The sequence below is a fragment of the Leisingera sp. G5_S3_59_S7 genome (genome assembly GCF_054968485.1).
Map to the genome: position 1 here is coordinate 1 of NZ_JBQKUH010000051.1, position 22210 is coordinate 22210.

At 63.4% G+C, this 22210-nt stretch carries 21 protein-coding genes and 1 pseudogene; 14 read left to right on the forward strand and 8 right to left on the reverse strand.

Annotation, left to right across the window (positions count from 1 at the left end; translation table 11 throughout):
• Positions 1–195 precede the first annotated feature (195 nt).
• From ACTRWG_RS17965 to ACTRWG_RS17985, 5 genes are read right to left on the reverse strand one after another with little or no spacing between them, the layout of a single operon-like run.
• Positions 196–579: a carboxymuconolactone decarboxylase family protein gene (locus ACTRWG_RS17965; protein WP_027235021.1), complete on the reverse strand. Its 384-nt coding sequence runs from the start codon at positions 577–579 to the stop codon at positions 196–198.
• A complete protein-coding gene (locus ACTRWG_RS17970; protein ID WP_036797188.1) occupies positions 576–1280 on the reverse strand; it encodes a glutathione S-transferase in 705 nt (234 codons plus the stop codon). Before ACTRWG_RS17970 ends, ACTRWG_RS17965 begins: the two co-directional genes overlap by 4 nt.
• 4 nt (positions 1281–1284) lie before the next feature.
• Entirely contained in the window at positions 1285–2739 is a 1455-nt protein-coding gene (locus ACTRWG_RS17975; protein ID WP_027235022.1) for an aldehyde dehydrogenase family protein, read from the reverse strand.
• 6 nt (positions 2740–2745) lie between these two features.
• A complete protein-coding gene (locus tag ACTRWG_RS17980) occupies positions 2746–3849 on the reverse strand; it encodes an aromatic ring-hydroxylating oxygenase subunit alpha (protein WP_027235023.1) in 1104 nt (367 codons plus the stop codon).
• Positions 3846–4733 carry a MurR/RpiR family transcriptional regulator gene (locus ACTRWG_RS17985; RefSeq protein ID WP_027235024.1) on the reverse strand — a complete coding sequence of 296 codons (888 nt, stop codon included), beginning with the start codon at positions 4731–4733 and terminating at the stop codon, positions 3846–3848. The genes ACTRWG_RS17980 and ACTRWG_RS17985 overlap by 4 nt, the downstream gene beginning before the upstream one ends.
• Before the next feature lie 70 nt (positions 4734–4803).
• Between ACTRWG_RS17985 and ACTRWG_RS17990 the strand changes: the two genes are divergently transcribed.
• From ACTRWG_RS17990 to ACTRWG_RS18015, 6 genes and pseudogenes are all read left to right on the forward strand, one after another.
• On the forward strand, positions 4804–7263 hold the full coding sequence (locus ACTRWG_RS17990) for an FAD-dependent oxidoreductase (RefSeq protein WP_462829735.1): 2460 nt from the start codon (positions 4804–4806) through the stop codon (positions 7261–7263).
• Positions 7264–7465: 202 nt separating this feature from the next.
• Positions 7466–7762 (forward strand): annotated as a pseudogene (locus tag ACTRWG_RS17995) (alcohol dehydrogenase catalytic domain-containing protein); the annotation flags it as partial.
• Between the two features lie 157 nt (positions 7763–7919).
• Entirely contained in the window at positions 7920–8228 is a 309-nt protein-coding gene (locus ACTRWG_RS18000; RefSeq protein WP_462829736.1) for a zinc-binding dehydrogenase, read from the forward strand.
• Positions 8229–8250: 22 nt separating this feature from the next.
• On the forward strand, positions 8251–8856 hold the full coding sequence (locus tag ACTRWG_RS18005; RefSeq protein ID WP_462829737.1) for a dimethylsulfonioproprionate lyase family protein: 606 nt from the start codon (positions 8251–8253) through the stop codon (positions 8854–8856).
• Positions 8853–9956 carry a mandelate racemase/muconate lactonizing enzyme family protein gene (locus ACTRWG_RS18010; protein WP_462829738.1) on the forward strand — a complete coding sequence of 368 codons (1104 nt, stop codon included), beginning with the start codon at positions 8853–8855 and terminating at the stop codon, positions 9954–9956. Before ACTRWG_RS18005 ends, ACTRWG_RS18010 begins: the two co-directional genes overlap by 4 nt.
• A 64-nt stretch (positions 9957–10020) precedes the next feature.
• Positions 10021–11295 (forward strand): aspartate aminotransferase family protein, encoded by a 1275-nt coding sequence (locus ACTRWG_RS18015; protein ID WP_462829739.1) that lies wholly within the window; start codon positions 10021–10023, stop codon positions 11293–11295.
• Positions 11296–11425: 130 nt separating this feature from the next.
• Here ACTRWG_RS18015 and ACTRWG_RS18020 read toward each other — a convergent pair whose 3' ends face one another.
• From ACTRWG_RS18020 to ACTRWG_RS18030, 3 genes are all read right to left on the reverse strand, one after another.
• Positions 11426–11776 (reverse strand): RidA family protein, encoded by a 351-nt coding sequence (locus ACTRWG_RS18020; RefSeq protein WP_027235031.1) that lies wholly within the window; start codon positions 11774–11776, stop codon positions 11426–11428.
• A gap of 87 nt (positions 11777–11863) precedes the next feature.
• Positions 11864–12208, reverse strand: coding sequence for a hypothetical protein (locus ACTRWG_RS18025; RefSeq protein ID WP_027235032.1), 345 nt, complete (start codon positions 12206–12208; stop codon positions 11864–11866).
• 95 nt (positions 12209–12303) lie between these two features.
• Positions 12304–13176, reverse strand: a complete 873-nt coding sequence (locus tag ACTRWG_RS18030; protein ID WP_027235033.1) for a MurR/RpiR family transcriptional regulator — start codon at positions 13174–13176, stop codon at positions 12304–12306.
• A gap of 153 nt (positions 13177–13329) precedes the next feature.
• On the opposite strand from ACTRWG_RS18030, the gene ACTRWG_RS18035 reads away from it, so the two are divergent.
• The 8 genes from ACTRWG_RS18035 (at position 13330) to ACTRWG_RS18070 (ending at position 22147) form a co-directional block, all read left to right on the forward strand.
• Entirely contained in the window at positions 13330–14115 is a 786-nt protein-coding gene (locus ACTRWG_RS18035) for an N-formylglutamate amidohydrolase (RefSeq protein ID WP_027235034.1), read from the forward strand.
• Positions 14108–14704, forward strand: coding sequence for a TRAP transporter small permease subunit (locus ACTRWG_RS18040; RefSeq protein WP_027235035.1), 597 nt, complete (start codon positions 14108–14110; stop codon positions 14702–14704). Before ACTRWG_RS18035 ends, ACTRWG_RS18040 begins: the two co-directional genes overlap by 8 nt.
• The gene (locus ACTRWG_RS18045) at positions 14704–16206 is read left to right on the forward strand and encodes a TRAP transporter large permease (protein WP_462829740.1); all 1503 of its coding nucleotides are present in this window, start codon (positions 14704–14706) and stop codon (positions 16204–16206) included. The genes ACTRWG_RS18040 and ACTRWG_RS18045 overlap by 1 nt, the downstream gene beginning before the upstream one ends.
• On the forward strand, positions 16196–16930 hold the full coding sequence (locus tag ACTRWG_RS18050) for a DUF4336 domain-containing protein (RefSeq protein ID WP_462829741.1): 735 nt from the start codon (positions 16196–16198) through the stop codon (positions 16928–16930). Before ACTRWG_RS18045 ends, ACTRWG_RS18050 begins: the two co-directional genes overlap by 11 nt.
• Positions 16931–16957: 27 nt before the next feature.
• Complete coding sequence (locus ACTRWG_RS18055; RefSeq protein WP_027235038.1) at positions 16958–17992, forward strand: TRAP transporter substrate-binding protein; 1035 nt, start codon at positions 16958–16960, stop codon at positions 17990–17992.
• Between the two features lie 115 nt (positions 17993–18107).
• Positions 18108–19460 carry a glutamine synthetase family protein gene (locus tag ACTRWG_RS18060; RefSeq protein WP_462829742.1) on the forward strand — a complete coding sequence of 451 codons (1353 nt, stop codon included), beginning with the start codon at positions 18108–18110 and terminating at the stop codon, positions 19458–19460.
• Positions 19461–19553: 93 nt separating this feature from the next.
• Positions 19554–20936, forward strand: coding sequence for an aldehyde dehydrogenase family protein (locus tag ACTRWG_RS18065; RefSeq protein WP_462829748.1), 1383 nt, complete (start codon positions 19554–19556; stop codon positions 20934–20936).
• Positions 20937–21001: 65 nt separating this feature from the next.
• Complete coding sequence (locus tag ACTRWG_RS18070; RefSeq protein ID WP_462829743.1) at positions 21002–22147, forward strand: iron-containing alcohol dehydrogenase; 1146 nt, start codon at positions 21002–21004, stop codon at positions 22145–22147.
• The last annotated feature ends 63 nt before the right edge of the window (positions 22148–22210 follow it).

Here is a 22210-nt window from a genome sequence, read left to right on the forward strand (position 1 = left end):
GCCCGAACCACTTACCCACAGACTCGCACCCCTTATCCACAGAACCAGCCCAGGAATCGCACCGAAAAAAACAGACCCACCCCTCCCCTCGGCCCCAAATACCCCGGGGAATCCGGACCAAAGGACAAAGAGGGCAGAGCACCAAGGAAAAGGGACGGCCAAAAGGACGCCCCTTTTATGTGCCGAACAGACTTTTCAGCCCTGCTCCTCAAACACCTTGCGCGCGGCCCGGAAGCATTCCAGCGCCTGGGGGACGCCGCAGTAGATGCCGACGACATGGATAATGGCGCGGATCTCTTCCTTTGTGACGCCGTTGTTGATGGCGCCGCGGCAGTGGAGTTCCCATTCATGCATCTTGCCCAGCGCGCCGATCATCGCGAGGTTCATCATCGAGCGGGTCTTGGCGTCAATCACGCCGTCGCCCCAGCCGAAGCCCCAGCACCAGGCGGTCATCGCCTCCTGGAACGGGCGGGTGAAATCATCGGCGGCGGCCAGGTTGTTTTCGACATATTCCGCGCCGAGGGTGGATTTGCGCTGTTCCAGCCCCTTGAGGAACAGGTCCTCGTCAAAAGTGGTCATGTATCGGTCTCCATATTCAGCATGTTCAGCAGCGAGGCTTCGATCCGGCCTGCGCAGTAAACCGGTTGGCGGCCGGCCCAGTCTGTGATCAGGGCGGCGATGGGCGGCTCGGCGGCGATGCGGTCCGCCAGACCTTCCAGCACCGGCGCATTTGCATGCAGCAACGGGCGCAGCGGCGGCAGCCGGTCAATCATCGTGTGCCAGAGCGCGCCCAGCACCAAGTCGGCAAGGCCCGGATGGTCCCTGCCCCGCATAAACCCCCGCTCAGCAGTGACACCGGCCTTGATCGCGATCCGCTCGTGGATCCGCATCCAGCGCGGCAGGCGGCTGCTGTGGAATTCTGCCCAGCTTGCAGCATCCCACATCAGTGCGCCGTGAAAGCGGGTGATCTCGAACAGGATGTCCGAGGCATCGCAGATCAGGCGCAAGGTCTGGTCGGGCTCCGTCAGCAGCCCGCGCCCGCGGCCCAGAGACATGAGGATCGCGGGCATCTGGCTGAGCTGCGTGCCGGTCAGGGTGTCGATCAGCAGGGGCGGCGCCATGAAGGGCTGCGGCTGGTCCGCCGCATCCCGGTCTTTCAGCTCTGCCACTGCGTCAAACCCGGGCTCTTCCCACTGCTGCCCGGCATAGGCCAGCACGTAGCGGATGAAATGGCCCCGGAACGGGATCGGCCAGTAGAACAGCTGATAGCGCGCCGCCATTGCCTCAGCCCCCCAGCCTCATGGCGATGTTCTTGGTCTGAACATAGTTCCACAGCGCCTCGCGGCCCTTTTCGCGGCCGTAGCCGGATTTGCCGTAACCGCCGAACGGGGTCTCGACGCCGCCCGCGTACCATTCGTTCACGAAGACCTGGCCTGCACGGATCTGGCGGGCGCAGCGCGTGGCGCGGTCCAAATCGCGGGTGAAGACACCGCCGACCAGCCCGTATTCGGTGCTGTTGGCGATCTCGATGGCCTCGGTATCGGAGCGGAACTTGAGGACCGAGAGGACCGGGCCGAAGATCTCCTCGCTGGCGATGCTGTCGTTCGCGGTGATGCCGGACACAACGGTCGGGGCCAGGAAGGCACCCGAATTCCCAGCAGGCGCGCCGCCTGCGGCGATGGTGGCGCCGTCGGCCTGGGCCTGCTGGACGATGCCGAGGGCGCGGTCGCGCTGGGGCATGGAGACCATGGCGCCCATATTGGCGCCGAACTCCGGACGGTCGATGCCAGCCCCCACGCTGAGGCTTTGCGCCACGTTCACCGCGCGCTCGACCAGCTCGTCATGGCGGCTTTCGTGCACGATCACCCGGCTCATGGCGCTGCAGACCTGGCCCGCGTTGAAATAGATGCCCCAGCGGATGTCGTTCTCGAACGCTTCCAGGTCGGCGTCCTCATGCACGATGGCGGCGGATTTGCCACCGAGTTCCAGCACGCAAGGCACCACGTTCTGCGCCGCGGCGGTGGCGATGCGGATGCCGGTGGGCACCGAGCCCGTGAAGACAATCTGGTTGACCTGGGGATGGCCCGCCAGCGCCGCGCCGGCCTCGTGGCCATAGCCGCAGAGCACGTTGACCGCACCGGCGGGGAAACCGGCAGCCTCTGCCGCGCGGGCAAGCCAGATGTTGGTGAGCGGGGTCAGTTCAGGCGTCTTGATCACGCAGGCGTTGCCGGTAGCCAGCGCCGCCGACAGCGAGCGCGCGGTCATCTCCACCGGGTAATTCCAGGGGATGATTTGAGCGGAGACGCCCATCGGCTCATTCTCGGTCCAGTCGAAATAGCCGCCGCCCAGCGGGATCGAGCGGCCCTCTACCGTGCTGGCCTGGTTGCCGTAGTATTCGAAATAGAGCGCGGCGCCCTCGACCTCGATCCGCGACTCCCAAAGCGGCTTGCCCTGCTCCAGGGTCAGGACGCGGGCAATTTCGTCAATATGGTCGAGCAGGTATCGGCCCATGGCCTGCACCATGCGGCCGCGCGCAATCGGGCGCAGGGCCGAAAGATCGCCGGACAGATGCAGGCGGCGGGCGGCCTGCACGGCGCGGTCCACGTCTGCGGCATCGGCCAGCGCGTGGCGGGCCAGAAGCTCGCCATTCGCCGGGTTGGTGACATCAATCCACCCTGCCCCGCCGGGCACCCATTCGCCGGCGATGTAGTTCAGCCATTCGGCATCAAGCTGTGTCATAGTTTGTCAGGTCCCTGCTGCTGCGAGGTCGCGGTCAGCCGCTTCGCGCATCCACTTCTGAAGATGCAGGATGGAATGTTCCGAGTTCACTCCGCAAGAGGGGTCGACCACCAAGGGCCCGGGAACATAGCCACGGCTGCTCAGGCCGCGCTGCACGGATTCCACCAAATGAATGTCTTCCTCCACCGTGGTGGCCCGGTCCTGCACTGCCATCCGGCGCACGGTTTCATTGTCCTCGCCGCGGATCGAATACCAGCCGCGCCAGACCACCACACGGCCGGCATCCACCGCCCGCCAGTGATAGGTGTTTAGCAGGTTGCCGGGATAGACCTGGAAGGAGAACATCGGCCACAGGAACCAGCTGGAGTATCTCTCGTTGTTCTCAAAGCCTGAGTTGATGTCATAGGTCATCTGGTCCAGCGCATTGCACTCGGTGGTGTGGCGCAGGCAGAAACCCTGGGGCTGGATGTCGTAGGTTTCCGGCTTGATCACACCGGTGGCGAAGGTCGGATGGTTGAGGCTGCAGTGGTAGCATTCGGAGTAGTTTTCGACCGAGACCTTCCAGTTGCAGTTTTCCGGGATCTCCACCCATTCCAGCGGCTTCAGGTCACTCCAGTTGGGGACAAAGCTCTCCACCTCGCCACGCACACCCGGGAACCAGTCGTCCATCGGCTTGGCCTCGGGGTCGAGGTTCACGAAGATAAAGCCCAGGAAGACCTCGGTGCGGACCTCGGTCAGGCAGACCCTGGACTTGTCGAAGCCCTGCACCGATTTCAAGTTCGGCCCGGCGCGCAGCTGGCCGGTCAACTCGTAGGTCCAGGCGTGGTAGGGGCAGACCACAACCCGCGTGGTGCCCTCGCCCGAGACCAGCTGGTGAGCGCGGTGCTGGCAGACGTTATAGAAGGTGCGGATCTCGCCATCCCGCCCCTTGATGCTGAACAGGCTTTCACCCGCCATCTCAAAGGCGAAGTAGTCGCCGGGGTTTTCCAGCTGGCTGGCGTGGCCGGCAAACTGCCAGGTGCGGGCCAGCAGGCCCTTGCGCTCCGCCTCGAAGATGGCCGGATCGGTATAATACCGTGCCTCCAGCGAATGGGTCAGAGGGGCGTTCATTCAGGGTCCTCCGCATAAAGGCCCAACTGGTGCCTGCGCTTGTGAAATTTCTCCACCCGCTCGACGATCTCCTCGCTGGAGACTGCAATCACAAAGGAGAGCAGCGTTTCCAGCAGGGCAATGGTCGAGACGGATGACGGGAAGAATTGCGGCGTGTCGGCCGCGACGACAAATCCGTGGTCCGCATTCAGGATCACGGGGCTGGCGGGACTGTCGGAGATACCGACAACGGCAACCCCCTGTTCGCGCGCAATCCGGACCGCCTCGATCACTTCGGCCCGGTAGGGCTTGCAGGTCATGGCAATCAGCACGTCCTGGCCGTCCGCCCAGGCGAGGTCATCCACCGCTGTGGAGCCGGGCCGCGGGATCGCGTGGAACTGCTTCATGCCGGTGGAAGCAAGATAGGTGAAGTTGCGGGCGTTGGCGTTATTGACGCCAACGCCGAGTGTGAAGACCTGGCGGGAGTCCCAGATCGCATGGGCTGCAGCCTCCAGCGTTGCGGCGTTGATACCCGCAAACGTCTCTTCGACGTTGCGGATGGCGGCGGCGGCCATATCCGCATAAAGCCCACCCAGTTCACCGGACTTGCCGATGTCCTGCAGCCAGCGGGCCCGGTCGGGGAAAGACACCCCGCCCTTGCGAATCGCCTCGCGGAAGGGGGCGCGGAAATCCTCGTAGCCCTCGAACCCCACCTGCCGCGCCATGCGGACAAAAGTATTGGGCTTCACATTCGCCGCCTCGGCAATCTCGCGCACGGTGGAAACCCCGACATCGGCAGGGTTTTCCAGCACATAACGGGCCGCCTTCTGGGCCTCGGGGGTCAGCGCATCCCACTCCTCGGTGAGGCGCTCCAATACGGCTGTTGATACATTTGTGTCATTCATGATTGACGATGGTACAAATGTGGAATTAGCCTGTCGAGCAGAAAAGCGCATTGCAATCAGGAACGGCGAAATGGCTGAAAAAGAATTCCCGGCACAGGCCCGTGTGGTCATCGTGGGCGGCGGCGTGATGGGGGTGGGCCTGGCCTATCACCTGGCGCATGAGGGCTGGGGGTCCGAGGTTGTGCTGCTGGAAAAGGCGGAGCTGACCTCCGGTTCGACTTGGCACGCGGCGGGACAGATCACCCATTCCACCAGCTCCTTTGGCCTCGGCAAATGCGTGGATTACAACATCGGCCTCTACTCCGGGAAGCTGGAAAAAGAGACCGGCCAGGCGGTGACCTGGCATGGCTGCGGCTCGTTCCGGCTGGCCTACACAGAGGATGAGATGGACTGGCTGCGCCACACCCTGTCGGTTGGCCGCAGCCTGGGGTTCAACATTGAGCTGGTTGGGCCTGAGAAGGTCGCCGAACAGCACCCCTTCTATAACCTCGAAGGCGTTCTGGGCGCGCTTCACACCCCCGATGACGGCCACGTGGATCCCACCAACGTCACCATGGCGATGGCCGCAGGCGCCCGCCAGTTGGGCGCGCGCATCATCCGCCGCTGCCGCGCCACCAACATCACGCAAGGACCGGACGGCGAGTGGATCGTGGAGACGGAGAAAGGCACCATCCGCTGCGAGCATGTGGTGAATGCCGGCGGCACCTATGCCCGCCAGATGGGCGAATGGTCCGGGCTGCAATTGCCGATGACCTCGATGACCCACCACTATTTTGTGACCGAACCGGTGCCGGAGTTCGAAGCGCTGGACAAAGAACTGCCAGTCATCCGCGATGACAAAAAGGTCTCAGGCTACATCCGCATGGAACAGAAGCGCGGCCTGATCGGGATCTACGAGAAGGAGGCCTCAAACTCAGTCTGGCATGACCATTGCCCCTGGGAATACGAGAACTGGCTGTTCGACGCCGACTATGACCGGGTGATGCCTTGGCTGGAGGAAAGCCTGAACCGTATGCCGATCTTTGCGGACCTCGGCATCCAGCGCGAAGTGCACGGCGCGATCTCGCATCCGCCCGACGGCAACCCGCTGATTGGTCCGGCGCCGGGCGTCAAGAACTACTGGTGCTGCTGCGGCACCCAAATCGGCATCGGCTGGGGCCCGGGTCTGACCCGCGAGCTGGCGCGGTGGATGGTGCATGGCGCCGCCGACATTTCCATGCGCGAGTATGACCCGCGCCGGTTTGGCTCCTATGCCACCAAGGACTGGCAGGTGACCAAGGCGCATGAGGACTATAAGCTGCGCCACGAGATCCCTTTCCCGCATTTTAACCGACTGGAAGGCCGACCCGTAAAGCCGTCGCCGCTCTACGACCGGCTCAAGGAAAAAGGCGCGGTTTATGAGGAGGTCTATGGCCACGAGCGCCCGCGCTGGTTTGCCAGGAACGGGGTTGAAAAGCGCGATCACTATTCCTTCAAGCGCAACGTGGTGCATGACGTGGTCGGAGCTGAGGTGAAGGCCGTGCGCGAGGGCGTGGGCATCATGGATATCTCTGCCTTCACCAAGGTCCAGGTCTCGGGCCCCGGGGCTGCGGCGCTCTTGGACCGGCTGACCGCCAACCGGCTGCCGCAGAAGGCTGGCGGCATTGCCCTCACCCACATGCTGAACCGCCGTGGAAGGATCGAGCTGGAAACCACCGTGGTGAAGCTTGCAGAGGGCAGCTACTACCTGGTGTGCGCCGCCTTCTTTGAACAGCGGCTGCTGGACCACCTGAACCAGAACCTCGCGGGTGAAGCGGTGGAGATCACGACCCTCTCCACCGATTGGGCCGCGCTTGCTCTCAATGGCCCGAAAGCCCGTGAGCTTCTGGCCGCCTGCACCGATGCGGATCTGACAAACGTCGGCTTCAAATGGCTGACGGCGCAGCAGATCGAGGTCGCAGGCCACACTCTCTGGGCCTTGCGGATATCTTATGCGGGCGAGCTTGGCTGGGAACTGCACATCCCGCGGGGCAGCACCCTGGCGGTTTACGATGCGCTTTGGTCGGCAGGCGAAGCGCATGACATTGCCGACTACGGCTCCTTCGCAATGAACGCGATGCGGATGGAGAAGGGCTTCAAGGGCGCGGGCGAGCTGACCAACGAGGTGACCCTGGCCGAAGCGGACGTGCTGCGCTTTGCCAGCGCCGACAAGGACTATCTGGGCAAGGGCAAGACGCTGAACGCGGACGCCCTGCCCTGGGTCTGCGCCTATCTGGAGATCGAACCGGACGGCGTCACCGACGGCCATGGCGGCGAGGCTGTTCTGCTGGAGGGCAAGGTCGTGGGCTCCACCGCGTCGGTCGCCTATGGCCACACCGTCGGCAAGATCCTGGCCTTCGCCTATGTGAAACCGCACGCCAATGTGCCCGGCACAGAAATTGAGGTGGTGGTCGCAGGCACGCCGCGCAAGGGCCGGATCCTAGGTGCACCCGCCTATGATCCCGAAAGCCTGCTGCCCCGCCCCGACGCAGCCCTCGCCCCGGCGGAATAAGCAGAAGCCGGCTCCCCTTTCATCTTTCCAATAATACTCCGGGGGAGCCGAAGGCGGGGGCAGCGCCCCCTTCCCCATAGCCAATAGGGACACGCGTAATATGACCCTCCCCGAAACCATGAAGGCGATGGTTCTGACCGGCCACGGCGATCTGGACAAATACGAAGAGCACGAGGACGGGCCGGTGCCGCAACCCGATCCGATGGAGGTGCTGATCAAGGCTGGCGCCTGTGGGTTGAACAACACCGGTGTGAGCACCCGCTCCGGGGGTTTTTCAAAGACCGTCGAGCACGCCGCAACCGGCAGCGCCTTTAATGAAGCGGGCGCGGAAGACCCGGCCGGGGGCGGCCGCCCGCTGACCTTTCCGCGGATCCAGGGTGCCGATGCCGTGGGCGAAGTTGTGGCTGCTGGCAAAGGCGCCGATCCTGCGCTTATCGGCAAGCGTGTCATGGCGGGCGGCTGGGTCCGCGACTGGGACGGCCCTGTAAACAAGGACAAGGCCGGTTATTTCGGCTTCGAATGCGATGGCGGCATTGCCGAACACACCAAGGCCGTCATGCGCGGGGTGGCGGAGCTTGGTCCCGACCTGATCCTGCCGCGCGCACCGGAGAATCTGCGAGACGCACTTGGCGATGAGTCGGTGACCGTGGTGGCGGATGCGGTGGGCGGGCCCCCAATGGCCCAAGCTGATCGCCGTGCTGAAACGCGGCGGACGCTATACCTGCTCCGGCGAGATTGCCGGGCCGATGGCGGAGCTGGACCTGCGCATGCTCTATCTGCGCGACCTGACGTTCACCGGCTCCACCGTGACGCCGCATCGCACCTTCACCAATGCGGTCTCCTGCATCGAGAACGGGGAGATCAGGCCGGCGCTGGCGGCGGTTTGCCCGCTGGAGCAACTGGAGGAAGCGCAAGCCGCTTTCATTGCCAAGATGCACACCGGCGACATCACCGTCGTCCCGTGACGCTCTCTGAGGTTTTCTTGCCATGACCCCTGCTGAACAATCCCTCGCCTTCGCCCGCGCCTACCATCAGCTGACTCTGCTGATCGCCGCCACCCCGCCGCTGATACAATTTGCCGGCTGGCCGATGGCGCTGCCCGCGGAAAAGCCGGCCCCCCGCAAGATACCCGCTGCAGATCTCCTGAAGTCCTGGGCTGACGGCCATACCGGCGTCACGCTCAGCCTGCGTGATGCAGTCCGCGGTATTACCGACTACGCCGACTGGCAGCAGACGTATACAGAGGAGGAAGTTGGCGCCGAATTCCTGTCGCGCTACGGCTACTTTGAGCTGGTCGGCCCATCCGGCCATTTCCAATCGAACGAGGTCCGCGCCTACGTCGCGTACTGGGGAGAGAACCTATATTACCCCTGGCATCAGCACGAAGCTGAGGAGCTTTATTACATTATCGCCGGCGAGGCTCTGTTTGAGGCCGAGGGCATGCCGCCGCAAACCCTGCGCGCCGGGGACACCCGCCTGCATACATCGAACCAGCCCCATGCCATGACCACCGCCGGCAGCCCGGTTCTGGCCCTTGTGCTTTGGCGCGGCGCAGGGCTGACCGGCCTTCCCCGGATGAGTGCTGAACCATGAAGATCACCCGGATTTCCCTGTGGCACGTGCCGCTGACCAGCCACACCGCCTATCACATGGCCGAGGGCAAGACCTGCAGCACGGTTGAAAGCGTTGTGCTGGCGCTGGACACCGATGCCGGGCTCACCGGCTGGGGCGAGGTCTGCCCGATCCCGCATTATCTGCCCGCCTATGCCCGCGGCGTGGCGCCTGCGGTCGAGGAGATGGCGCCCATGCTGCTGGGGGCCGATCCAGTGGGGCCGGAGGCGGTGATGGCCAAGCTCGACCACTGGCTGCAAGGGCACGCTTATGCCAAGTCCGCCATCGACATCGCCTTGTGGGACCTCACCGCACAGGCGGCGAACCTGCCGCTGCATGCATTGTTGGGCGGCCAGAGGCAGGCGGATATGCCGCTCTACCACTCGATCACCTGCGTCGCGCCGGAGGAGATGGCGCGCATTGCCCGTGACGCGCAGGAGACTGGCATCACCCAGTTCCAGGTAAAACTGGGTGCGGACCGCGACTGGCAGGCCGATGTTGCGCGGCTGCGGATGGTGCGGGGGGCGGTCGGGGACGGTCCGCTGGTCTATGGCGACTGGAACTGCGGTGCGACTTCGCTGGATGCCTCGCGCGTGGGCCGGGCCGTGGCGGATCTGGACATCATGCTGGAACAGCCCTGCGCCACCATCGCGGAGTGCGCCCGGGTGCGGGCGGCCTGCGGGCTGCCGATGAAACTGGATGAGAACGCGCATGACACGGCATCGCTGCTGGCGGGCCATGCGGCGGGCGCGATGGACGCGGTGGCCATCAAACTGTCGAAATTCGGCGGCTTGTCGGCCTCACGCCGGGCGCGCGATTTGTGCCTGCATCTGGGGGCCAGGATGTGCATCGAAGACACTTGGGGCTCTGACATCACCACCGCGGCGCTGCTGCATCTGAGCGCATCAACCGACCCGCTGCGCGTGCTCAATGTTTGCGATCTCGCCCATTACGTCAGCCCGCGGCTGGCACAGGGTGGACCGGACAGGAAAGACGGCCGCATCGCGCCGCCCGAAGGCCCGGGGCTTGGCGTCCGGCCTGACCGGGAGGCCCTGGGGGCTCCCGCATCTGTGATCGGGTGATTTTTGCCTTTCTGGTCAAAATACTCCCTACAATGGGCAACCCTCCCGCAACAGGACAAGTGACATGGAAAAAATCCTCACCCAAGCTGAATGGATTGACCGCGCCCGCGCGGTGCTGCCTGCGGGCGGCTTTGGCAACTTTGACCCCGGTATCGTCATCCGCGCGGGCAAGGGCTCGCGCGTGTGGGACGAAGACGGCAAGGAGTATATTGATTACCTGATCGGCTCCGGCCCGATGATGCTGGGCCACGGCCATCCGGAGGTGATGGAGGCGGTGCTGGAGCAGCTGCCCAAGGGCATGACCTTCTTTGCCAGCAACGCCCGCGGGATTGAGCTGGCCGAGGAGATCTGCCGCGCTGTGCCCTGCGGCGAACAGCTGCGATATGTCTCTACCGGGGGCGAAGCGGACATGTATGCGATCCGGCTGGCGCGGGCGTTCACCGGCCGCACCAAGATCGTGAAGTTCGAGGGCGGCTATCACGGCATGTCGGCAGAGGCGCAGATGAGCCTGGCGCCCGCCAAGCGGGTTAACTTCCCGCAGGCGGTGCCGGACAGCGCAGGCATTCCGCCGTCGGTGGCGGCCGAGGTGCTGGTCGCGCCGTTCAACGACTTTGAGTACATCAAGCAGCTGATGGCAGAGCATGGGAATGAAATCGCAGCCATCATTGCCGAGCCGCTGCAGCGCATCGTGCCGCCGCTGCCGGGCTTCCTTGAGCTGTTGCGTGAACAGACGCAGAAACATGGCAGCCTGCTGATCTTTGACGAGGTGGTGACGGGCTTCCGTTTTTCCTATGGCGGCGCGCAGGAGCTGTATGGCGTGACCCCGGACCTGGCGACCCTGGGCAAGGTTATCGGCGGCGGCTTCCCTCTGGCGGCCATCGCGGGGCGCGCCGACGTCATGCGGCATTTCGACAAGGCACAGGTCGGGGCTGAGGGCTGGCTGATGCAGCTGGGCACGCTGTCAGGCAACCCGGTGGCCGCCGTCGCGGGCCTCAAAACAATGGAGGTGCTGCGCCGCGAGGGCGCTTATGACCAGCTCAACAGCACCGGCAAGCGGCTGATGCAGGCGACCAGTGCAGCACTGGAAGAAGCCGGAGTGCCGTTCCAGATCGTCGGCGAGCCGGCGCTGTTCGAAGTCGTGTTCACCGGCGCCAAGGTGCGGGACTACCGGGACACCCAGGCGGGCGATGCGGACCGCACCAGACGTTATAATGCGGTGCTGCGCGAGGAAGGCATCTTCAAATCGCCGGGCAAAACCTACCCGAGCCTGGCGCTGACGGAAGAGGACCTGCAGCAGACCGAGGCGGCAATCCGCAAGGCTGCGATGGCGCTGGACTGAATCACGCGCTGTTGCACGTGAATCGGGCTTTGGGCCGGACATGACGGTCACGTTCTGATCCTGCCCATCAAAGACCCTGGAAACGAAAAGGCGGGCCAATGGCCCGCCCCGCTTTGCCCCCTTGCAGGGCTCAGGCCTTGGCAGCGGTGACGATGAATTCGACCAGCAGATCCTCGCGCGCCAGCTTGGCCTCGCCGCAGGCGCGTGCCGGGGCGTGGCCTTCGGGCACCCAAGCGTCCCAGACCGCGTTCATCTCGGCAAAGTCTTTCATGTCGGCAAGCCAGATCACTGTTTGCAGGATGCGGGTCTTACCGCTGCCCGCCTCGGCCAGCAGCGCGTCGATTTTTGCGAGGCAGTCCTTGGTCTGCTGTTCAACACTTGCACCGGCGGTGCCGACCTGGCCGGCCAGGTAGATGGTATCGCCGTGGGTGACGATCTGGCTCATGCGCTGGCCGGTGTGGCTGCGGGTAATCTCGGACATTGGTGCCTCGCTCTTGAAAAGTCAGATAAATTCTCGGCCCTGCTTAGCGCCGCCCGGGCTGGGCAGCAAGGACGCGGCTGAGGCCGGTCACTGGGACAGCAGCCAGTCCCCGCCGGAGGGGCAGAACTTGCGGCGCACCTGTTTGGCGTCCTCGCTGTCCTTGAGAAAGGCCTGATGCTGCAGCAAAAGGCAGTCGCCCTCCTTGCCGGCCACGCGAACCACTCCTTGCGCGCCGCTGTCCGGGTTGTTCCACCGCGCCCTCTGGCCGCTGCCGCCCTCAGCCAGCAGCGCCTGCTCAGCCCGGCGCATGAGGTTGGTGTCCTGCGGCGTCAGCCCGGACTTGGCCAGAATACGGCTGAGCGGGTTGGCCGCGGCGGGGGCCGCAACAAGCGCTGCAACCATGGCGGCGGTGAAAATTCCTGAAATTCGCATGTGAACACTCCTGCCTGAAACGAACCGGCCCGGCGCCCAGTAAGGCGCAAGCCGCCGTCAAAGTCTATGGGCAGACCGGTTCAGGCCGGGCCGGATCAGGAAAACTTGCGAAACAGCCGGGTCATATCGAACAGCTCATCCAGGCGGTCGTAGCGGTCCTTGGTCTTGTCCCAGCTTTCCTCCTGGGTGGCGGCGATCATCGCCTCCAGCAGCATCATGGTGGCGATGTTGGAGTCCCAGGCGGAGGGAATTTCGACCCAGCAGTTGAAGGTGTGTTCGGCGACCGAGGCAATGGGGCTCGCCCATTGGTCGGTGATCAGGACGATCTTCACCCCGCGCTCAGAGGCCAGTTCCGCCAGCCGCTGCAGGTTGGTTTCATAGCGGCGCACATCGAACATCAGGAGCGTGTCGCCCTCCACCATGTCCAGAACGTAATGCGGCCAGGTGGCGGAGGAGGACGTCATATGGGTGACCCGCTGCCGGATCGCCTGAAAGTGGGTAAAGGCGTAATCCGCCAGCGCCCGGGTGATGCGGCCGCCGACCACGTAAAGCCGCCCCTCGGTGTTGGCAAGCTGATGCACGGCGGCGTCGAACTGGGCTGAGTCGATGTTGGAAAAGGTCTGCTGCAGGTTGTCGGTGACGGCCTGAGAAAATCTGTTCAGCAGGTGCCCCTCGGGTGCCTCGGACGCCCAGTTGTCGCGCCGTTTGGTGGGGCCGGAGACCTTGGCCTCCAGCTCTTTCAGCAGCGCCTGATGGAACTGCGGATAGCCCTTGAAGCCCAATTTCTGCACCATCCGGGCCACCGTCGGCGTGGACACCTCGGCATTGGCGGCCACGATGGTTATCGACGCCAAACCCGCCGCAGGATAGTTCTCCAGCAGCAAATTCGCGAACTTGCGCTCGGATTGGGTGAGCGAGGAATAATTCTCGCGGATCAGCTCGCGAACGGTGGCTGGCGGTTTGGACAACGGCGCTTCCCTGCGTTTGAACAGACACTTTCCTACCCGGATCCGGCCTGAAAAGAAAGTTTCAGGAATCTCTGTCCGAAACCGGTCATGAAAAGATATTGACACAAATATCTCTTCATGGAAACATTTTTCCAAATCGCAGGGAGGCGGCATATGCGAGAGAGCGATTCTCACGCTTTGGGGGAAGCAGTGGAGGTGGTGAACCGCGAGGGCGCCAGCCCGGTGCTGCTGCTGTGCGAGCATGCCTCCAGCAATATTCCTGCCCGCTATAACGGGCTGGGGCTGCGCGGCGAGGACCGGCTGAGCCATGCGGCCTGGGATCCGGGTGCGCGGGCGGTGGCCCTGTATATGGCCAAAGTGCTGGATGCGCCACTGGTGGCGAGCACGGTGTCGCGGCTGGTTTACGACTGCAACCGCCCGCCCGAGGCTGCCAGCGCCATGCCGGAGAAATCCGAACTGGTCGCGGTGCCGGGCAATTTCGGGCTGAGTGACGCGGAGCGCCAGGAACGCGTGGACACGGTCTATGTGCCGTTCTGCAAGACCGTCACGGAAGTGATCGAGGCACGCAAGGCTGCTGGCCTAGAAACAGTCCTGGTCACCATGCACAGTTTCACTCCGGTCTATTTCGGCAAGCCGCGGGACGTCGAAATCGGCATCCTGCACGATGATGACAGCCGCTTGGCGGACGCGATGCTGGCAGCGGCCCCTGCCCTGCCGCACCGCCTGGTGGAACGCAATGAGCCCTATGGACCGGCAGACGGCGTCACCCATTCGCTTAAGTTGCACGGGCTGGCGCACGGGCTGGCCAATGTGATGATCGAAATCCGCAACGACCTGGTGGCGACGCCGGATCAAGAAGAGGCCATGGCAGAAGAAATGCTGAAATTGCTGCGCCCTGCCCTGGCCGCGCTGACGGCTGAGGGAGGGCCTGATGCCTAGAATAATCCGGGCCTATGTCCGCGGCATCGACGCGATGAACCGCTTCATCGGCCGCTTTGCCATGTATCTGATCTTTGCCCTGATCGGGGTGCTGCTGTGGTCGTCTGTTTCCAAGACCTTTTTCAACCCGTCGCACTGGACGCTGGAGACCGCGCAGTTTGTAATGGTCGCCTATTACGTGCTGGGCGGCCCCTATTCGATCCAGCTGGGATCGAACGTGCGGATGGACCTTTTCTACGGGGCCTGGTCCACGAAGACCAAGGCGATGGTCGATGCCTTCACGGTGCTGTTTCTAATCACCTACCTGGTCATTCTGATGTACGGCGCGCTGAGCTCCACCGCCTATTCCCTGGGCTATTTCGGGCTGGAGCCGCTGGAGTTCTTTTGGGACCTGCTGAAGACGCTGCTGAGCGAGGGCCCCGCCGCCGCCGGCGAGAAGATTGGCTATCTGGAGCGCAGCTCCACCGCCTGGCGGCCGTTCCTGTGGCCCGTCAAAACCATCCTGTGCTTCGGCGTCTTTCTGATGCTGCTGCAATGCCTTGCCGAACTGTTCCGGGATATCGGACGCCTGCGCGGAGTTGAAATCTGATGTCCTACGAATGGATTGCGATCGTCATGTTTGCCGGCATGATGGTGATGCTGATGACCGGCCAGCGGGTGTTTGGCGCCATCGGCTTTGTCGGCGCGGTTGCGGGGATGCTCCTGTGGGGCACCGGCGGGGTGGAGATCCCGTTCTCTGCCGCGATGAAGCTGATGAAATGGTATCCGCTGCTGACGCTGCCGATGTTCATCTTCATGGGTTACGTGCTGTCGGAATCGAAAATCGCCGACGACCTCTACCGGATGTTCCACGTGTGGATGGGGCCGGTGAAGGGCGGGCTGGCCATCGGCACCATCGGGCTGATGGTGCTGATCTCTGCCATGAACGGCCTGTCGGTGGCGGGCATGGCCATTGGCGCGACCATTGCGCTGCCGGAACTGCTGCGCCGCGGCTATGACAAGATCCTGGTGACCGGCACCATTCAGGCAGGCTCTTCGCTGGGCATCCTGGTGCCCCCTTCGGTGGTGCTGGTGCTTTATGCAATGATCGCGCGCCAGCCGGTGGGGCAGCTGTGGCTGGCAGGCGTGATACCTGGCCTGCTGATGGCCACCATGTTCATCATCTACATCTATGTCCGCGCCCGGATGCAGCCGCACCTTGGTCCCGCCATGCATGACGAGGATCTGGCGGAATACGAGCAGGTGACAGACCACCCGCTGCGCCTGAACTACATCGTTCTGGGCGCGCTGGTGCTGGTGCCGCTCTTGATCCTGACCGGCGCAATGGAAGCCAAGCCTGCGCTTGGCGTGGCACTGGCCTTGGGCGCGCTGTCCTTCCTGACCCGCAAGAACGCGCTGTTCTACAAAGACGTGTTCATGAAGGAGAAATACCGCCTTCTGTTCTCCGGTGTGCTGCCGCTGGCCATCTTTGCCGCGATGATGGTGCCCTTCGTGAACGGCTGGACCTCTCTTGTGGAAAGCTCGGCCATCGGTGCCATGACCGCCTTCCTCGCCGCGGTGCTGAAGGGGCGGATGAACAAGGACGTGTTCGAAACCTCAGTGCGCTCCACCCTTGGCATCTCCTGCATGTTTATGTGGATCATCTTGGCGGCCCTGGCCTTTGGCGCGATCTTCGACGGGCTGGGTGCGGTCAAGGCGATTGAGGATCTGTTCACCACCAAACTGGGCCTTTCCCCTTGGATGATCCTGATCCTGATGCAGCTGAGCTTCATCATCATGGGCACCTTCCTGGACGACACCGCAATGCTGGTGATCGTGGCGCCGCTTTATGTGCCGCTGGTGGGGGCGCTTGGCTTTGACCTGATCTGGTACGGGGTGCTGTACACCATCACCACCCAGATCGCCTATATGACCCCGCCCTTCGGCTACAACCTGTTCCTGATGCGCGCGATGGCACCGCCGGAGATCGGGCTGAAGGATATCTATGTCTCGATCATCCCCTTTGCCGCGGTGATGGTGCTGGCGCTGGCCCTGATCATGATGTTCCCGCAAATCGCCCTGTGGCTGCCGGAGTATGTCTATGGAAAATAATACCATGCTGCAGGCGCTGGGGCCGGATATCTGGATCGTGGATGGCCCAGCCATCCAGTTCTACAAGATCCCCTTCCAGACCCGGATGACCGTCATCCGCCTGGCGAACGGCGATCTGTTCCTGCACTCGCCGATCCAGTACAGCAAACAGCTGGCGGCGGAGCTGCAGGCGCTGGGGCGTATCCGCCACCTGGTGTCACCTAACTGGATTCACTACGCCTATATCGCGGAGTGGGCCGCGGCCTGTCCGGAGGCCATCGCCTGGGCCTCGCCCAAGGTGCGCGAGCGGGCCAAAAGCCAGGGTGTGCAGGTTCAGTTCGACCGCTACCTGCAGGACAGCGCGCCGCAGGACTGGGCGGCGGAGCTGGACCAGCTGATTGTGCATGGCAGCAGGGCGCATACCGAGGTGGTCTTCTTCCATAAGCGTTCCAAGGTGCTGGTACTGACCGACCTGATCGAGAACATGCCCAGCAAGACGCTGCCGCTCTGGGTGCGGCCGCTGGCCTGGGCCGCGGGCATCCTGGCCCCGAACGGGAAGATGCCCATCGACATCTGGTTTTCCTTCGCGGGCAACCGGGACAAGCTGCGCAAAGCGCTGGCCCGGATGCTGGAGTGGAAACCCGAAACCGTCGTGCTCGCGCATGGCGACATCCTTCGTGAGAATGCACCGCAACGGCTCCGCGAAGGGTTCAGAAACCTGGCGCCCTGCGGGCACGGGCATTGATTTAAGTTCAACAGAGGAGAGGAAGACATGACAACTAGACGCAAGTTTTTGCAAAGCGCCGGTGTCGGCGCCATGGCGGCACCGCTGGCCACCCCGGCGCTGGCCCAATCCACCATCAAGTGGCGGATGCAAACCTATGCCGGCGCGGCGCTGGCCGAGCATGTGGTGAAACCCGCCATCGACATGTTCAACAAAATCGCCGGCGACCGGATGCAGATCGAGCTTTACTATGCCGACCAGCTGGTCCCCACCGGCGAGCTGTTCCGCGCCATGCAGCGCGGCACCATCGACGCGGTGCAGTCGGATGATGACTCCATGGCCTCGCCCACCGAGGTGACCGTGTTCGGCGGCTACTTCCCCTTTGCCTCGCGCTACTCGCTGGATGTGCCAGTGCTGTTCAACCAGTATGGCCTGAACGAGATCTGGGACGCGGAATACTCCAAGGTCGGCGTCAAGCATATCTCGGCCGGCGCCTGGGACCCCTGCCATTTCGCCACCAAGGACCCGATCAACTCGCTGGCGGACCTGAAGGGCAAGCGCGTCTTCACCTTCCCGACTGCGGGCCGTTTCCTGAGCCAGTTCGGCGTGGTGCCCGTCACCCTGCCGTGGGAAGACATCGAGGTCGCCGTGCAGACCGGCGAGCTGGACGGTATTGCCTGGTCGGGCATCACCGAAGACTACACCGTCGGCTGGGCCGATGTGACCGACTACTTCCTGACCAACAACATCTCCGGCGCCTGGGCGGGCTCGTTCTTTGCCAACATGGGCCGCTGGGAAGAGCTGCCCGAGGACCTGCAGACCCTGTTCCGCGTCTGCTGCGACCAATCGCACTATTACCGCCAGTGGTGGTACTGGGGCGGCGAAGCGTCGTTGCGCGTGAATGGCGACAAGATGAAGCTGACCACCATTCCGGACAACGAATGGCAGCAGGTCGAAGACGCGGCCGTGAAGTTCTGGGATGAGATCGCAGCCGAGTCCGAGACCAAGGCGAAGGTTGTCGAGATCTTCAAGAAGTATAACGCTGACATGCAGAAAGCCGGCCGCCCCTACCGCTACGGCTGAGGCACCGGCTGAAACACAGAATTTGGCCTGCGCCGCAGCGGGCCAAATTCCTACTCAAGGAATTTGCCAAAACTTTTGAGAAGAAGTTTTGCGCGCAACAGACAAAGGGCCGCTCATGTTCTCCTTCGACACTCTTAAAGACCAGGTTGCCGATGGCACCGTTGACACCGTTCTGGTCTGCCTTGTGGACATGCAGGGCCGCCTGATGGGCAAACGCTTCCACGCCAAGCATTTCGTGAACGGCGCCTGGGAGGAAACCCATTGCTGCAACTACCTGCTGGCCACTGACCTGGCGATGGCGACGCCGGACGGCTATGCCTCGACCTCCTGGGAGAGCGGCTATGGCGACTACGTAATGAAACCGGACCTGTCCACGCTGCGCCCGGTGCCCTGGCTGGACGGCACGGTGATGGTGCTTTGCGATGTGCTTGATCATCATACCCATGAGGAGGTTTCCCACTCCCCGCGCGCGATCCTGAAGAAACAGGTGAACCGGCTCAAGGCAATGGGCTATGACGCCATGTGCGCCACCGAGCTGGAATTCTTCATGTTCGAGCAGAGCTTTGACGAGATCCGCAAATCGGGCTTCCGCGATCTGTCGCCGATCTCCGGCTACAACGAGGATTACAGCATCCTGCAGACCACCCGCGAGGAGCATGTGATGCGCCCGATCCGCAACCACCTGTGGGATGCGGGCCTGCCGATCGAGAACTCCAAGGGTGAGGCGGAGACCGGCCAGGAAGAACTGAACATCAAATACGCCGCGGCGATGGACACGGCGGAATACCACACCATCGCCAAACACGCGGTGAAGGAAATTGCCGAGCAACAGGGCCACGCGGTGACTTTCCTGCCGAAGTGGAGCCACGACAAGGTCGGCTCCTCCAGCCATGTGCACCAGTCGCTGTGGCAGGACGGCAAGCCCGCGTTTTATGACGAGAGCGATGCGCTGGGCATGTCCGTCCTGATGAAGAACTACATGGCCGGATTGCTGAAATACGCGCCCGACTACACCGCCTTCATGGCGCCCTATATCAACAGCTACAAGCGCTTCATGAAGGGCACCTTTGCGCCCACGCGGATTATCTGGTCGGTGGACAACCGCACTGCGGGCTACCGGCTGTGCGGTGACGGGACCAAGGCAATCCGGGTGGAGTGCCGCATCCCCGGCTCCGACATGAACCCCTATCTGGCGATGGCGGGCATGCTGGCGGCGGGTATTGCCGGCATCGAGGAAGGCCTGGAGCTGCAGGCCCCCACCAAGGGGGATGTCTACCAGGGCGACACCGGCATGATCCCGGCCACGCTGCGCGACGCAGCCGCGGCGCTGAAAGGCTCGGAGATGCTGCGCAACGCCCTTGGCAGCGATGTGGTGGACCACTACGTCCGCGCGGCGGAAGTGGAGATCGAGGATTTCGACCGGGTGGTTACCGATTACGAGATTGCGCGCGGGTTCGAGCGGGCGTGATCCGGTAATCGCCGGGGGCCAGCCCCCGGCCCCCCGGAGTATTTTTGGAAAGATGAAGAGGGCTTTGCCCTTTCCTGAATGGAGTGAATGGCGATGGGCCAGACCCTGAAGTGTATCTCGCCGATTGACGGATCGGTTTTTGCGGAGCGCGAAGTGCTATCGCGCGAAGACGCCTTTGCAGCAGCGGAACGCGCCCGGGCGGCGCAGGCCGCTTGGGCCGCACGGCCGCTGCAGGAGCGCATTGATCTGGTGATGGCGGGTGTGGCCGCTGTTGGTGCAATGAATGACGAGATCGTGCCGGAGCTGGCGCAGATGATGGGCCGTCCGGTACGCTATGGCGGCGAGTTCGGCGGCTTCAACGAGCGCGCCAGCCACATGGCAAAGATCGCGGAAGAGTCGCTTGCAGACATCGAGGTCGGCGAGGACGCCACCTTCAAGCGCTACATCAAGCGCTTGCCCCATGGGGTGGTCTTCGTCGTGGCGCCCTGGAACTACCCCTATATGACCGCGATCAACACTGTGGCTCCGGCGCTGATTGCCGGCAACACCGTGGTGCTGAAGCACGCAACCCAGACCCTGCTGGTCGGGGAGCGGATGGCCAAGGCCTTCCACTCCGCGGGCGTGCCGGCGGATGTGTTCCAGAACGTGTTCCTGGACCACGGCACCACGTCTGAACTGATCGCGAACCGCGCCTTCGACTTCGTGAACTTCACCGGCTCGGTCGGTGGCGGCCAGGCGATGGAGCGGGCGGCTGCAGGAACATTCACCGGGGTCGGCACCGAGCTGGGCGGCAAGGACCCCGGCTATGTGATGGAGGACGCCGATCTGGATGCAGCGGTGGACACGCTGATCGACGGCGCCATGTTCAACTCCGGCCAGTGCTGCTGCGGCATCGAGCGGATTTATGTGCATGAGAGCCTGTATGATGCCTTCGTGGAGAAGGCCATTGCCATCGTCAAAGGCTACAAGCTGGGCAATCCGCTGGATCCGGAAACCACCATCGGCCCTATGGCCAATGTCCGCTTTGCAGAGGAGGTGCGCGGCCAGATTTCCGAGGCGGTCGAGGCCGGTGCCGTGGCACATATCGAGACCTTTGCCGAAGACGACCGCGGCGCGTATCTCACGCCGCAAATCCTGACCAATGTCACCCATGACATGCGGGTGATGCGCGAGGAAAGCTTCGGGCCTGTCGTGGGTATCATGAAGGTGTCTTCCGACGAGGAAGCCATCCGGCTGATGAATGACAGCGACTTCGGCCTGACCGCCTCGCTCTGGACTGCGGACGTGGAGCGGGCGCAAGCCGTGGGCGATCAAATCGAGACCGGCACCGTCTTCATGAACCGCGCCGACTATCTGGATCCGGGCCTGTGCTGGACCGGCTGCAAGGACACCGGGCGCGGCGGCGGTCTCTCGGTCATCGGCTACCACAATCTGACCCGTCCGAAGTCTTATCACCTGAAGAAGGTGACCGGCTGAGGGCGGCCCCGCCCGCCCCGGCGTCTCCTCCCCGGGGCGGGCCACTTGCATTAAAGGAACACGACATGTCTCTCGTTGGAAACTGGTCCTACCCGACCGCAATCAAATTCGGCGCAGGCCGGATCAAGGAACTGGCCGATGCCTGTGCGGCAGCCGGTATCAAGAAACCGCTGCTGGTCACCGACAAGGGGCTGGCCGATCTGCCGGTCACTCAAAGCACGCTCGACATCATGGAGTCCGCAGGCCTGGGGCGCGGCATGTTCTCGGACGTCGATCCGAACCCGAATGAAAAGAACCTGGACGCAGGCGTCGCCGCCTATAAGGCGGGCGGCCATGACGGGGTGATCGCATTCGGCGGCGGCTCCGGCCTGGACCTGGGCAAGATGGTCGCCTTTATGGCCGGGCAGACCCGGCCCGTCTGGGACTTTGAAGACATTGGCGACTGGTGGACCCGCGCCGATGCGGATGCCATCGCTCCGATCATTGCGGTGCCGACCACTGCAGGCACCGGATCTGAAGTGGGCCGCGCCTCGGTGATCACCGACTCAGTCACCCACCAGAAAAAAATCATCTTCCACCCGAAGGTGCTGCCCGCCGTGGTGATTTGCGACCCTGAACTCACCGTGGGGATGCCCAAGTTCATCACTGCGGGCACCGGGCTCGATGCCTTTGCCCATTGTGTCGAGGCCTTCAGCAGCCCCCATTACCACCCGATGTCCCAGGGCATCGCGCTGGAGGGTATGCGGCTGGTCAAGGACTACCTGCCGCGCGCATATGCGGACGGCACCGATATCGAAGCCCGCGCGCAGATGATGTCGGCCGCGGCGATGGGCGCCACAGCATTCCAGAAGGGCCTGGGGGCAATCCACGCGATGAGCCATCCGATTGGCGCGCATTTCAACACTCACCACGGCACCACCAACGCGGTCTGCATGCCTGCGGTACTGGAGTTCAACGCGTCCGAAATTGCCGGCCGCTTCAACATGGCGGCAGCTTATCTGGGCATTGACGGCGGCTTCGACGGTTTCCGCAAGTTTGTGCAGGAACTGAACGACTCGCTTGGCATCCCGCGCGGCCTGTCGGATCTTGGCGTCACCGAGGCTGCGATCCCCGAGCTGGTCAAAGGCGCCATCATCGACCCCTCTTGCGGCGGCAACCCCATCAAGCTGACCGAGGACAACCTTGCCCAGCTTTTCAGAGCGGCAATGTAAGCAAAAGCCCTTTACCTGGCTTCAGCGCTCTCCGCCCGGCGGGGAGCGCTTATTCTTACCTGC

What these genes read in the sequence shown, in the direction of transcription:
- ACTRWG_RS17965 (WP_027235021.1), bottom strand. Translation starts at nt 579, where the DNA reads ATGACCACTTTTGACGAGGACCTGTTCCTCAAGGGGCTGGAACAGCGC.
- ACTRWG_RS17970 (WP_036797188.1), bottom strand. Translation starts at nt 1,280, where the DNA reads ATGGCGGCGCGCTATCAGCTGTTCTACTGGCCGATCCCGTTCCGGGGC.
- ACTRWG_RS17975 (WP_027235022.1), bottom strand. Translation starts at nt 2,739, where the DNA reads ATGACACAGCTTGATGCCGAATGGCTGAACTACATCGCCGGCGAATGG.
- ACTRWG_RS17980 (WP_027235023.1), bottom strand. Translation starts at nt 3,849, where the DNA reads ATGAACGCCCCTCTGACCCATTCGCTGGAGGCACGGTATTATACCGAT.
- ACTRWG_RS17985 (WP_027235024.1), bottom strand. Translation starts at nt 4,733, where the DNA reads ATGAATGACACAAATGTATCAACAGCCGTATTGGAGCGCCTCACCGAG.
- ACTRWG_RS17990 (WP_462829735.1), top strand. Translation starts at nt 4,804, where the DNA reads ATGGCTGAAAAAGAATTCCCGGCACAGGCCCGTGTGGTCATCGTGGGC.
- ACTRWG_RS18000 (WP_462829736.1), top strand. Translation starts at nt 7,920, where the DNA reads ATGCGGTGGGCGGGCCCCCAATGGCCCAAGCTGATCGCCGTGCTGAAA.
- ACTRWG_RS18005 (WP_462829737.1), top strand. Translation starts at nt 8,251, where the DNA reads ATGACCCCTGCTGAACAATCCCTCGCCTTCGCCCGCGCCTACCATCAG.
- ACTRWG_RS18010 (WP_462829738.1), top strand. Translation starts at nt 8,853, where the DNA reads ATGAAGATCACCCGGATTTCCCTGTGGCACGTGCCGCTGACCAGCCAC.
- ACTRWG_RS18015 (WP_462829739.1), top strand. Translation starts at nt 10,021, where the DNA reads ATGGAAAAAATCCTCACCCAAGCTGAATGGATTGACCGCGCCCGCGCG.
- ACTRWG_RS18020 (WP_027235031.1), bottom strand. Translation starts at nt 11,776, where the DNA reads ATGTCCGAGATTACCCGCAGCCACACCGGCCAGCGCATGAGCCAGATC.
- ACTRWG_RS18025 (WP_027235032.1), bottom strand. Translation starts at nt 12,208, where the DNA reads ATGCGAATTTCAGGAATTTTCACCGCCGCCATGGTTGCAGCGCTTGTT.
- ACTRWG_RS18035 (WP_027235034.1), top strand. Translation starts at nt 13,330, where the DNA reads ATGCGAGAGAGCGATTCTCACGCTTTGGGGGAAGCAGTGGAGGTGGTG.
- ACTRWG_RS18040 (WP_027235035.1), top strand. Translation starts at nt 14,108, where the DNA reads ATGCCTAGAATAATCCGGGCCTATGTCCGCGGCATCGACGCGATGAAC.
- ACTRWG_RS18045 (WP_462829740.1), top strand. Translation starts at nt 14,704, where the DNA reads ATGTCCTACGAATGGATTGCGATCGTCATGTTTGCCGGCATGATGGTG.
- ACTRWG_RS18050 (WP_462829741.1), top strand. Translation starts at nt 16,196, where the DNA reads ATGGAAAATAATACCATGCTGCAGGCGCTGGGGCCGGATATCTGGATC.
- ACTRWG_RS18055 (WP_027235038.1), top strand. Translation starts at nt 16,958, where the DNA reads ATGACAACTAGACGCAAGTTTTTGCAAAGCGCCGGTGTCGGCGCCATG.
- ACTRWG_RS18060 (WP_462829742.1), top strand. Translation starts at nt 18,108, where the DNA reads ATGTTCTCCTTCGACACTCTTAAAGACCAGGTTGCCGATGGCACCGTT.
- ACTRWG_RS18065 (WP_462829748.1), top strand. Translation starts at nt 19,554, where the DNA reads ATGGGCCAGACCCTGAAGTGTATCTCGCCGATTGACGGATCGGTTTTT.
- ACTRWG_RS18070 (WP_462829743.1), top strand. Translation starts at nt 21,002, where the DNA reads ATGTCTCTCGTTGGAAACTGGTCCTACCCGACCGCAATCAAATTCGGC.